Source organism: Marisediminitalea oceani, assembly GCF_003731635.1.
Taxonomy (GTDB): domain Bacteria; phylum Pseudomonadota; class Gammaproteobacteria; order Enterobacterales; family Alteromonadaceae; genus Alteromonas; species Alteromonas oceani.
The window spans coordinates 127,236-139,981 of the sequence record NZ_RCUA01000070.1 but is presented as its reverse complement, the minus strand read 5'-3'; the positions used below and the strand labels follow the sequence as shown (position 1 = coordinate 139,981).

Genomic DNA, 12,746 nt, shown 5'->3' with positions numbered 1-12,746 from the left:
TCAGAATTGGGGTGATCGAGAGGCCGGAATTAGTGATCGGGAAATGCCTAATACGCAGCTGGTAAATACTCTGGAATGCGCCTTTTCAATCTGGGTTAGGAATCGCTGGCGATGACTGTACATGTAGACAAATTCATATAGCCCATCATTACTTTCCAACTCCTGCAAATACTTCAGTAGTATTCTCTTTCGTATGTCACCATTGGATTTATTCTTTGCATTGGATGTTTCCATCTCAATGGCAATTTTGCACCCAGTAACGGCATCAACGGCAATAGCGTCTACTAGACGCGGGTCATTGCCTCTGTGCTCAAGCGTTATTGCCAGGTCGGCCTCTGAAGCGAATCCAGAGATTTTCTGGTGCTTTGCTAGGTTAAGTACAACCAACTGTACAGACTGGTCGTGTATCAGATTCCGTTCGTTTACTCTGCTCGCGTCAGAGCGCATATGTAATTCACGGTTCAACAGAAATTCTGCTTCTCTGATACCGTGAGAGGTTAGCAGGATAAAGCCGTTATCCGTGTTAGCAAAAGTAGCATGGATTGCTATGAGTTGCTTCTTTCTCATGCGATTGATGAGCTTGTTAACCGCTTCGCGGCGTAACCCCAGGTGATGTTGAATGACGCTTTTGCTGGATACCCGAAATGTCCCCAGTATCGCCAGCACAGCGTTCTCTCTTAGCATCCCCAGAGTGCCTGGATCAGCAGCCGATGTGTTTCCGATATGGCGCATCGACGATTCGATTGCCCGTTCCATATAGTTCATTTGTTTCTCCTTGATTTAGTTTCACTACTACGTAGAAACTAACAATGAGAAATCAGCAGGGAAGGGCAGTATGCTTTGCATATTGCCCTGGCTTCGCCATGCTAAGCATACCGCTTAGCAATAACATTTTCCGGTTGGAAAATGCGAACAACTGCGTTGTAGTAAATCTTCTGCAAGGCAGAGCTGACGCGACTCGTCGCTGCTCTGCCACTTGTCGCTCTGCGACGGCGACAGAAGGTTTACTAGGAGTCAGCTACCGCTGATTAAGCCTAATTTTCCCTCTCTGTTGCTTCGGGAAAAGCGTTGCTTCGGATGTACCTCGCAACATTCGTATCTACGATACTCAGGCAGGTATAAGTTGTTTCTCAACTAATACCTGGTTTGCTAAGGCAAACGAAAATTAGGCTTAATCTGCGATGCTGACTCCCGCTACGCGAACAGATATGTTTCACACATCTATTCTCTTCGCAGCAGTTGTTGAGCGTTGCTCAAGCTATTTGGCAAGCCCCGTTGGGGTTTGCTGGTTTACATCTGCGATGAAAAGAGAAAAGCAAAGAAAAGAAAAGAGCACCACAAGGGGTGCTCTCAGTTTTATTTGCTCTTTTTCAATTGCTCTGCGCCGATGTGACATGCCAGTGACAAAAGATAAATGAGCAGTATGGTTAGATAACCGCGAGTACCCAAGAATGGGTATGAAGGATGCGGTTCAAATTGAGTGATAAGCTGTATTACGAACACTGCAAATATCACATCCCCAATATTCCGTAAAAGTACACTCAACGTGCTCAACAACTTACTTAATAGTCTTTTTCTAGATTGCATGATGCCTCCATTTGTTAATGTCTTCATCATCAAACAGGATCACGGCTAGAGAATTTTGATACTTTTGAATGTATCGGCATTGATTAATAGCTGAAATACGTAGTCGGTTTAAAGTAACAATCCCACATCAATCAATGACAAATATCTGATGTTCTGATACTTTTGATTGATGTCGGCAGGGGATGCCAATCCCTAGATAAAGAACAAAAGGATTAGACGTTCATACAGAAAGGACACGCCACGTTTTCTGCAAGATAACTAATAAAAGTCCTTCATATGAGCCGAGTACGGGGTACGTATGAGTTCAGTAGGAAAAAAAGTAGTAGATAAAATAAGGATTTTTAGATGCTGCATCGCCAAACACTTCAAAAGCCTGACCAACATCTCAACAGTCAATTAAGAAATTTAAATTAAACAATAGACCTCTTTTATTTTTATGGAGTAATTTATGGATTTAGAACAGAGATATATAGTTTGCTGCAATTATAAAGCGCATGCAAATGATGAAAAAGGACAAGCAATAGCTCTATATGAAAGAGATAAGGAAACTCTAGAACTTCACAAGATTAATGAAGATAAATATTTCTGTGAGCCAGATGACTGTGAGGTTCACATAATTCCAAATGGCACTAACGACCATGACTATAGATATTTAAATGAAAAATATAAAGATAGGCTTTACTTAATTCAATGTATAGAAAACAAAGCCGTTGATCCAAATTCAAGCCTTTCGAGAAATAAGTCAAACTTATTTAAAATAGAGTCTGTTGAACCTAGGATGGTATGCGAAATTTTAGAGGTTAACTTACCTGATGAGGCGAATCCTGAAGTTGTTTTAGAAACAATCCCTTTGACTAGGCACGTTTTTATTAAAGAGCGCGATTCTATATTTGGACCATTTGAATTTGATTTGGTTAACGATTCTGACTCAAATAAAATATATCTTAAAAAGCCAAGTGATACCAAATATCTAGGAAAAACTATTCCAAAACTAGCGATAATTGAATTCAAGTATCAAGATTTAGAAGAAAATATAGATGTATTTAATTATTCAAATAAATATATCGATGGGAAGCCATTTGCTCATACATTTATTCGAAACCTGCAAAGCTTAAAGGATAAACCATACAACTATTACAATTATGGGTTCATGGATGAGTTGGCTAAAGCTGTCGGTACTATTGTAAAAGAGACTAACACAAAGGGTATAACATCAAGTCAAATAACAATGTTATCTGCGAGGATAAAGAATAAGAAAAACAGCTTCATGTTTGATACAGATTATGTTTTCAAACAGCTAAATGATTCAGTGAAATTTGAAAAAGTAATAACTCAAGGGAAAGAGGAGATTAGAAAAATCATTCTTGAGCAAGCCTTGAATGACAATGATAAGTTAAAAGAACATTTCGTCAAAATTTTAAAAGAAGATGAAACTTTAGTTTCAGAGGTTAAAGAATCAATTAGAGCTGAGGAAACACAGGAATCTTCAAAGCTAAACGATTTGAAGCATGAGTTATTGGAATATAATGCAAAAATTCAGCAAGCTAAACAGAAAATTTCTGAGGTGGATAAAGACAAGGAAAACTCCATAATTCAAAAGTTAAAGCAAGAACAGAGAAACCTTTATTCAGAGATTGAAGAGCTTGAAATAAAGAGAGAAAATATAACATCAAAATACTCCTCATTGTTTGAGTTTGATAATTTGGATTCTGAGTTAGAAAAATTAAAAGAAGATTTAAAAAAGCAAAACTATCTTTACGATGATCAAGTACAGAAAGTGAGCGACAAGAAGGCAGAAATAGAAAAGTATCAAAAAGAACTTCAAGAATTAACTAACAGATCGGCAGAAGAATATCGAAAAGAGTTGTTAAGTGTTAAAAATAGCATTGACGTGTTGACACATATTGATAACGAGAAGACTTCGTTCGAATTCCAGTGCTTAGGTCAGAGTGATTTAATATCAATTAAAAATAATAATGATCTTGTTGAATACATAAAATATATACAAGCCGCATTATCTAATTTCGAAAGATCTTTATCAGTAGAGCACATAATAAACTACTTAGTATGTATTGATAGCTCTTTTATTACTATATTGAGCGGATTGCCTGGAACAGGTAAAACTTCTTTAGTAAATATCCTCAACGAAAAGGTTCTCAACACAAGGTTTAACTCAGTTCAAGTAGGCAGAGGATGGAGTTCAGAACGTGACTTATTAGGATATTTCAACCCAATAACTAATTCTTACATTTCATCAAGTTCTGGTTTATATGAATTTTTAGATGAATTAGATTCAGATGAACGGCTTAATGTAGTTCTTTTGGATGAAGCAAATTTATCACCAATAGAACATTATTGGTCTAAATTTATGGGCTTAACCGATGATTACAATGAAAGAGAATTTGCTCTAACAAACAACAAATCCTTAAGGATTACAAATAAGTTGCGATTTATAGCGACAATTAATAACGATATGACAACTGAACCATTAAGTCCTCGTTTATTGGATAGAGCGCCTTGTATTAGACTTGATACATTTAATAGATTGGATAACGGTAACAAATCAGGTCTAGACCTAATTGAAGACGATAGGTCAATACTAGATGAATTAAATAGTAAGTTTAAAAACAATTCATTTTATTACTCTGATTTCAAACTTGCAGTTGATGGATGTGAGTCTGATAACGAAATTATTAGTAATATGCTAGAGATACTTGAACAAATTCAAAATATCCTAACAACAGATGGAATTGATGGTGAAAGTTTAGGGCCACGGATACATCTGTCGGAAAGAAGAAACCGATTGATTCGCCTCTTCTTAACTAAAAGCCTCGGTATCTACAATCAATTTTGTCTTAATGCTATGGACTGGATAGAGGTTAAAAAAGATTACTATTTCCTTGATTTCGCAATTTCGCAATTCGTGTTACCACTAATTACTGGTCACGGTAAGAGTTTTAGAAAACGTTTAGAACACCTAAAAGATAATTTGAATAATGTACAACAAATCCATAATTGTGAGATGCCAATTTCTATAGATTTATTAAGTCGCATGATAACTCAGGGCGAAGAGGACCTAGATACCTACGACTTCATGTCATTGAGGTAATTGAATATGGAGCTTCGAATTTATCAAGATGATTCTATGTATGTGGTACATGGAACTGCTCCTTATTCTGAAATTTACGAAACTAAATCTTTAAGATTTGAGTTGGCAAGTTCAGACCTATTAAATTCACCGCTTTTACTCATCGCAGATATGAAGGTTGAATTATCTGAAGTTCGAGTTGAAAGTGATTGTTATTTTTATAGTTCAAAAATCAGTAATTATTTCATTAACAATGTTGGTGTTGCGATTATAGAGTACGAAGATAACGATGGTTCAGACATATTATCTTTAGGCACAGTAAATGTACTTTCTAGCAAGATCACTACAAGCAGGCTTAGAGCAATGCTTGAGTATATTTGTTTGGTGGATGTTCAACTTTTACACTGTTGTTTTTCAAAAACCTTTTTGGGAAGCGATGGAGGTAAATTCGAATATACCGATTTATTGCACAAGCTTATCAGTACAGAAAAAACCATTAATTTTTTATGGGATAATAGACACAAGTTTAAAAATCAACCTTGCAAACGTGTAAAAACCATTGAAAGAGTTAAAAAGTATACATCTAAAGATCTTATCGATGACCGAGGTTATAGTTGGCTTTTATCTCATTTAGATGAGTTGGAAGTGACTTCTGGTTCAGACGGCGTAGTGTTAAATAGATATGGTAAAAATCTTAGTGCACGTCATATTTCTACAGCTACTGTCGTTGATGATAAAGATATTTTTGAAAATCAAGTTATATATACATTTTTGGTCGCTGTTAAATCATTTGTAGGTTCTATTAGTGATCAGCAGAGTTACTTCCGTTCTGATTTAAGCATTAAATCTGGACATGTGGACATAGTTCCTTTTATACAGAATTTTGTATCGGATAAGTTTAGCTTTAGAAATAAACTTGTAGCGAGAATTAATAGTTTAGTGGATAATTGTATAAATTTTATAAACACAAACTTTACTCGTACATATATTCCGAACGTTAGGCCTAGAGTCACTCAATATGCGGCGAGGCATAATCATTATGTTTCGTTGTACAAGATGATTAATGATTGGTGGAATATAGACGCTAGTAGCATATCAGAATACGAATCAGTAGAGCAGTTGCTTTTTTCTATAAAGTCAATGGATAAAATTTATGAGCTTTTTGTTTTACTTAAACTGTTAAACGCCTTTCATAAAAATTCGTTGAGAATTAAGGAGGTTAAATATTTAGATTTCAGTCATTTCCCTTCTTTGAGCACTGAAAATGAGTTAGATAAAAAGTCGTTTGATACTTTCAATTTTTATAATTTAGAAAACGATGTAGTAGCGGTTAATATTTATTTAGAGCCTGTCATTTTTCCATTTAGGAAAAATTTAGAGGAAGGTGAACTTTTTATCATTGATAAGCCTTCTGATAGTAGGTCCGCAGATAAACTTACGCGTGCTAAGAAAGTTAGAACACCTGATTATGTAATTGAAATCATGTCTAAAAGAACTTCGGCTAGAATGATTTATGTATTAGACGCAAAATACAGTAAGTTTGAAACCGTGTTGTACGAACGGTTACCGTCGAAACCGATCTCCAAGCATAAAAAGGTTTCTCCAGGGCTAGTTGATAAATATCTCTATGGGATCAGAGTAAATCACCTGAACTCCGCGCCTGACATGGTTGATGGTGTGTTTGCTACCTACATTGCAGGAAATCCCGATATAAGAAGGAAGGTTGTTCATGGAGTATCTGAAGAGTTTGGTCTTTGGGGAGACTTTCCTATGAGACCGTTCATTGATCTAATCGAATTTGCGCCAGTGGAAAGTAGTGAAGATGAAATGTCACAAGACTTTATAAATAAATTGTTCAGCTTTACGGTAGCAGAAATGAATCGCGTTAGTATAAGTTAGAGCTAAGCGTAATGCCCTTCCTCACTCAAATTAAGTCTGTCTCAGTTTAATTAAAGTGGACAATCAGAATAGCGGGATAATGCTATGCTTTGTTTAAATGAACTAAGTAATACACGATCTGCCAGTTTAGGATTTTGAGTTCAACCAAACCGGACAGTACCTGTATCCATCTATTATCTGAAGTCACCCAAGTTAGTCACTCCCTGAATTTCAGCGCGATTTTAGGGAGTCCAATAAAAGGCTAGTTCACCATTAATTGCCTTTTACGCTTATCCAATTAAATCATTGGAAATCAGTCCATAATCAGGTGTAAGGTATTGTTATAAAAAATTATGTAAATATTTCACGGATGAGAGTGACTCCGTATAATTGTGAATTCTCTATATTGATTTGTTAGAGTTTTAGACCAACAAAGATGTAATTATGAATAAAAAAATATACGAATTCTTCTTGCGGTTCATCGGTAGTGAAGACGACTCCACTACTCAAGGGCTGTATAAGCTTTTTCAAGTCGCTTTATTTGCGATAGTCATAGTGTTTTTCATAAATCTACTATCTCTTGGTAAAAGTAGCTTCGGGGAATGGGGAGATTTCTTCGGTGGTGTATTGAATCCAATATTAACATTCTTAACTTTCATGGGGCTTTTAATCACGATAGTTATCCAACAGAAAGAGTTAAAGGAAGCAAGGGCTGAGTTCAAAAGGTCAGCCGATGCTCTTGATGAGCAGAGTATTAGTATGAAAAGGCAATCATTTGAAAACACGTTCTTTCAGATGCTTACCCAGCATAATGAGATAATCAACTCAATCGATCTCGTTAACGCCGAAACTAGCGTTACTACTAGGGGAAGAGACTGTTTTAAGGTTTTCTATAATAGATTAGCAAAAGAGTATCGCTCTAATGAAAAAAAAGGAAATGGGAAATATTCTCATGAGAGTATAGCGAAATTAGCGTATAAAAATTTTTGGAGAGACCATGAAAGTGAGTTGGCTCATTATTTTAGGTTTCTGTTTAATTTTATTAGATTTGTTGATGAGAGTGAATTCAAAGAGGGATTATACATAAAGTTATTAAGAGCGCAGCTTTCGGAGCGTGAACTACTGCTCCTTTTCTACAATACTCTTACTGAACAAGGTAAGGCATTTTACCCATATGTTTATGAATATCAGCTTTTTGACAATATGCCGAAGATGAAAATACTGAACAAAGATCACCTTGAACTGTTTGAAAAGCAAGCATATGGTGAATAATAACCTAACAAGTCATTTCTGCTCATTACGGCCCTATGGGGCCTCCACCGGACGCCTTTGTTGGGGAGGTTTACACTTTCATACAAATAATGAGCAAAAACTTATTTATCAAAGCTATTGAAATTATATTCAGCTTGTCCAAATAATAACCAGAGGTGCAAAGGGGAAGCTTTAGTTTTGGAGGAATTATGAGGACGATCAAACAACTTTATATTAAGTGTTTAATAAAGATAAAGGACTATAGCCACGTGAAGGAGGCTGCGTGAATATTAATGATATGATATATAGAATATTGGCTAAAGAGGGTGGATATGTTAATCATACAGCTGACTTCGGAGGACCTTCTAATTTTGGCATAACACAAAATACACTATCTCGATACTTAGGCACAGTAGTCACTCCTGATATTCTCAAAGCTCTTGATATTGAAACCGTTCGGGATATTTACGAACTTAATTATTATCGAATTCCCCGAATAAACAAATTGCCAGAACCCATTCAACCATTCCTCTTTGATACAGCTGTTAATCATGGGCCACGAAGGGCGATAAAGTTTCTTCAACAAGTTTGTAATGAAGCTGGTTTTGGTCCAATTCTATGTGATGGCTTTATGGGACCGAAAACACAGGCTCAAGCACAAGCTTGTTTCGAAGAACTTGGTGATTGGATGCTTGCAGGACTAGTTCGAGAGCGCCAAATGTTTTACGTAAATGTTATATCTTTTGATAGCGGATCAAATGTATTCTTAAAAGGACTTCTGGCAAGAGCAAGGAGCTTTCTGCCCGAGCATTGTGAACCCTAACCGAGAAACTATATGAGTAAATTTTTAGAAAACTCACTTACATCTATACGAGATTCAATATCTAGCGGAGTAGAAAAAAATTCAGGAGTATTTACCTCTAAAGCAGAAAAAGAAGCACAGAGTTTAAAAGACGAGACAGAAAAACTTTTAAAATCCTTTCAGGTTGAATTAGAAAACATTGAAAAACGTTCTTGGGTTGACAATTTTTCTGAAAATTTCCACAAATTAATTCAACCAATAATAGTAATATTTGTACTTTCCTTTATCGGCATAGCTTTCTTTTCCCCATCACACTCATCAGCTATGGCAGGTTCTATTAACTTAATTCCTGAAGGCTACTGGGCAATCTTAGGTGTTGTGATGGCATTTTATTTCGGTAGCCAAATAAAAATTCAGAACTCCAAATTTGAAGCTAGAGCTAGAGTGATACAAGCTCTAATTGAAGCTAAAAAAGAGTTTCGTGAATTGGCTTTAGACAAAGATGAGCCAGATAGAATATTTGGCAGTGCATTGGCAAACGATCCCAAAATAAATACTCTTAGGTCGAATCAATCCAATGACGTTGTTGAGTGTGCCTTGAATCATTCAATACGTAACGGCTATTGCAGCGTTAGTCTAAGTGAAAACACCAATGCCCTTCGAGAAAAAATTGCACTTATGGAGTCTGAAACCGAAACAGACCTTATATCTCGTTGTCATTCCGGTTCAAAGAGGTTTACCTGGCGCTAAAACATTACGTGATTTCAGTTTAGGTCATGCCAGAAATTTATCATAAATAAAATAGATAATTCAGATGTTAATGAAAGGCCAGATGTGTGCAAATTGGTACACCTTACCTAACCTTCGTCCTGAAGAGTATTTGAGTGAATTAAAATCCGCTTCTCGACTCAAAGCTATTGTGTCTATTTGGCCCCATCAATGTCTGCAATACGTACGTTTCAGCTCCACAGAGTCAGGGGCACCTCGCGACAAAAAGCGGTCGTTCAATGCCGTCTGCACGCGCGGCAATGTAACGAAGGCAAAGTCGCAACGGAAAAGCCGTCGCTGTGCCAGGCTTTGTTATCTTTACCCTAATATGTAGGCTCCCATCACTTCATTCCGTACTCTAGCCTACGCGTTTGTGCCGCCATTAGGTCTTTAAGTGCCAAGGATGCTAAGCAGGCTATTTTAAGATTTTGAGTCCTACTTTATTTTTTGCCAGATTAAGTTAGAACTCTTTCATATTATTTACGCTTTTCTCTTCATGCTTTTCATCCGACATTAACGATCTACTCACGGTAATAAATGCCTTCCACAAAAATTTGACGTCGCTTTTGTTCCATTTAGCTTGGGTTCTTAAGTTGTCGCGCCAACATTTTTACTCAACAAAAAGTAATATTGATAAGAGTCAATGAGGATTTCGTTAAAGGGATTCTATACTTATGCACAACTTCATTGTTGCTGAGCTATGCAGTAAATGAAATTGAAAATGACATATTTTTCATTAAATTTCAATAGGTAAGTTAAACTTTGAAAGTGTGGAGAAAAGAATGGGACTACTGAGTAGATTGTTATTCGGTCACAGCTCTGACAGCAGTGATTTGGCTGGTGATGATAATTTGGTAAATGACTCAAGCACGGTCGTTGGTATAAACGAAGCGACTGGTTTGCCACTAGTATCAAGCGGCGTGACCAACTGCCCAGGCGTAATCGATGTGGAAGGAAATCCTCGTGGTGTGGATTTGTCAGATGGACATACTGCTCAAGGCTGTTTCCTTGATGCGCAAGAGGTTATATCTGGTTCTGATTGCGCTGCTGACAATACGTCTGGTGAAATATCTAGCTCGTTAGATGACGGAGACATGTCTAGTTTCTATAGCTCTGATTGTTTTGGCTTTGACAACGACTGGTAAGTATAGCAATTCAAAATGCAGTGATTACCGTTCTCGATTAATGTCCTCTTTTATTTGCCCGCTTGCGCGGGCATTTTCATTTGAATAAACATAGATATATCATTTATAGCTATGCGGAGTAGCAATTATCGTTGTCTTTAATATGGCTGTCATAACACTTTCTGTGAAATGGATGATGCAGAAGTTGTTTATTTAACATACAAAGTAAGATGCAATTAACTGACTAAGTTATTAAATTGTATTAAGAATCAATTGGTTACTTATATATATCTGTCCAGCTGTGCTGTTTTAGGAAACGAAAAGCAAATCATGTGCGCTTTAACAAAATTTATTGTTGTTTGTGTGTTAATAATGTAGAAAATACGTAGTCGGCTCACTAAACAGGCGACTACTATGAAACATAACACGATACACTTACACGCAACCTTAGAACTTCGAAAGTACGATTTATAGCCAAATATCGAAGCTCTGCTTAATGACGGTAGTATCGGCAAACTCATATTCTCTAGAAGCGAGGTTAATCCCTGCTGATGAGTTCGCGGCTGCGCAAAAGTTACCTGTCAGCTATGTAATAGAACTAGCAGAGCGATACTCGCAAATTGGTGACTATAGCGCGTCACAAAAATGCTGGTATTTGTTTTCTGACGCCTTAAGCGTTATCCAGTCAATAAAACGTCACACCAACTCTTCAGATCATTTTTCGGCAGATAGTTTGCAAGTAATACAGTTGTCGGCAAACGAGCGGGTAGTGAAACATCACGACGTAAGTAGGGAAGTAGTTGCAGTCAACAATGATAATTTTCCAGCGCAGAACGATGCTCTACAAACCACAGATGTAATAGATATTGCAGAGCCAAAGCCAAAGCCAGAGTCAAGAGAAGCCGCACTATTAACTTTTGTTGAGAATTGTAATGCAGTCAACGCTGTGACGCCTTTGGATTTGAAGTCCTTAAAGCTATTGAAGAATAAAAATTCGGTACGGTTCTTTTTAAGGCGAAAGGGATACAAAGACCTGGAACTCTTAAAGACCAATAAAGGAGAAGCGCTGAGCCTTAATGATTGTTGTAATGTACTTAAAATGTACGAGCACTTTAAATTGAGAGTGGAGGAGGGACTTCCCGTTACCAGTGTTAAAGAGCTTGCAGTACGAGAGAGTATTCAAATTACATCCTTTAATGAAATGCTTCGCTATGGATTGGAGGTTACTACTGACAGCTCGGTTCAAAAGTTGCGAAGACTTTGGCTTCGATATTTCAATGGAGAATTGGGTGAGGCTAAGTTGGGGGCTTTTAGGTCAGACGATTTCAAACGCATAATAGAAAGTCGCCCTGAAGGTTGGCAAAAAAGTGACAGGGATGAACTTAAGAAGTTGTTCAGTTCTATTTATAACAAGGCTGATGCCGACAGAAATGTTGAACAATTGAAATTTCCAAATCTAGCAGATGGTATAAAGAGAAATAGAGATGTTAACTCGTTCGAAGCTCCTCCTGAGGTCGAGACATATGCTACGGTACTTCTTAAGCTCTGCCAGCAGAACGAGCTGAGTGCGGCAATGCATTTATTGCTACAAGAATCCGTAAGTACACGAAAAAGCCTTACCACTGAACTTGAGTGGGAGCGTGTACTGTTTGATGATTGCTTTATTAACGTGCGGTGTCATGAAACTAAAAACGGCAAGTACACACGGCATGTTATTGCTCCCCAAAAAGTACCTTTACTTAAGAGCTTCAAGAGTTGGGCTTTGAGAGTGCGGGAGCCTGGCAGAAATGGCCCGATGCGGTACTTGTTTGAGAGTCCGAAACTCGTTGATGCGCCCATTTCAAATTTTGATGATAAATTTAACGCAGCAAAGAATGCGGTGCTATTGGATATTGAAAATAGTGACTTGTCGGAAGAAGATAGAGAATTAAAGTGTAAGTTGGTGAAAAGGCTAACACAGCATAAGCTACGTAAAATGAACAAGAAAATACTTTCAGACCTGAATGCATCAATTGGTCAAAGTGAACGCGACGCAGGTAGAACGCCAAATGAGAATGTATCACGAGCGTATGACGATCTTACTGATGACGCATTAGTAGCTTTAAATAAGAGAAAGCATGATTTTATGGTGACAACCAGCCCGACATATCAGCGAGCGATAGAAGCGTTATTCGACTCTTTTAGTAAAGAAGTGTAGAGTGGGGGTGTAAAAAAACATGCCTTCCCAGAAAAATTCCTTTAAAAACAG

General features: G+C 37.2%; 8 protein-coding genes. 7 read left to right on the top strand and 1 reads right to left on the bottom strand.

The annotated features are described in order from the left end of the window. A complete protein-coding gene (locus D9T21_RS18230; protein WP_206427299.1) occupies nt 1-765 on the bottom strand; it encodes a hypothetical protein in 765 nt (254 codons plus the stop codon). A 1,270-nt stretch (nt 766-2,035) separates the two neighbouring features. Here D9T21_RS18230 and D9T21_RS18225 point away from each other — a divergent pair. From D9T21_RS18225 to D9T21_RS18200, 7 genes are all read left to right on the top strand, one after another. After that, nucleotides 2,036-4,696, top strand: a complete 2,661-nt coding sequence (locus tag D9T21_RS18225; protein ID WP_123326650.1) for an AAA family ATPase — start codon at nt 2,036-2,038, stop codon at nt 4,694-4,696. Between the two features lie 6 nt (nt 4,697-4,702). Further along, nucleotides 4,703-6,574, top strand: coding sequence for a hypothetical protein (locus D9T21_RS18220; RefSeq protein ID WP_123326649.1), 1,872 nt, complete (start codon nt 4,703-4,705; stop codon nt 6,572-6,574). A 423-nt stretch (nt 6,575-6,997) separates the two neighbouring features. Beyond that, nucleotides 6,998-7,825, top strand: coding sequence for a putative phage abortive infection protein (locus tag D9T21_RS18215; protein ID WP_123326648.1), 828 nt, complete (start codon nt 6,998-7,000; stop codon nt 7,823-7,825). A 262-nt stretch (nt 7,826-8,087) separates the two neighbouring features. Next, the gene (locus D9T21_RS18210; RefSeq protein ID WP_123326647.1) at nt 8,088-8,627 is read left to right on the top strand and encodes a glycoside hydrolase family 108 protein; all 540 of its coding nucleotides are present in this window, start codon (nt 8,088-8,090) and stop codon (nt 8,625-8,627) included. A 12-nt stretch (nt 8,628-8,639) separates the two neighbouring features. Beyond that, complete coding sequence (locus D9T21_RS18205; RefSeq protein WP_123326646.1) at nt 8,640-9,356, top strand: 3TM-type holin; 717 nt, start codon at nt 8,640-8,642, stop codon at nt 9,354-9,356. A gap of 800 nt (nt 9,357-10,156) precedes the next feature. Next, on the top strand, nt 10,157-10,519 hold the full coding sequence (locus D9T21_RS22800; RefSeq protein WP_164464753.1) for a hypothetical protein: 363 nt from the start codon (nt 10,157-10,159) through the stop codon (nt 10,517-10,519). Nucleotides 10,520-10,994: 475 nt separating this feature from the next. Then, on the top strand, nt 10,995-12,695 hold the full coding sequence (locus D9T21_RS18200; RefSeq protein WP_123326645.1) for a hypothetical protein: 1,701 nt from the start codon (nt 10,995-10,997) through the stop codon (nt 12,693-12,695). Nucleotides 12,696-12,746: the final 51 nt, after the last annotated feature.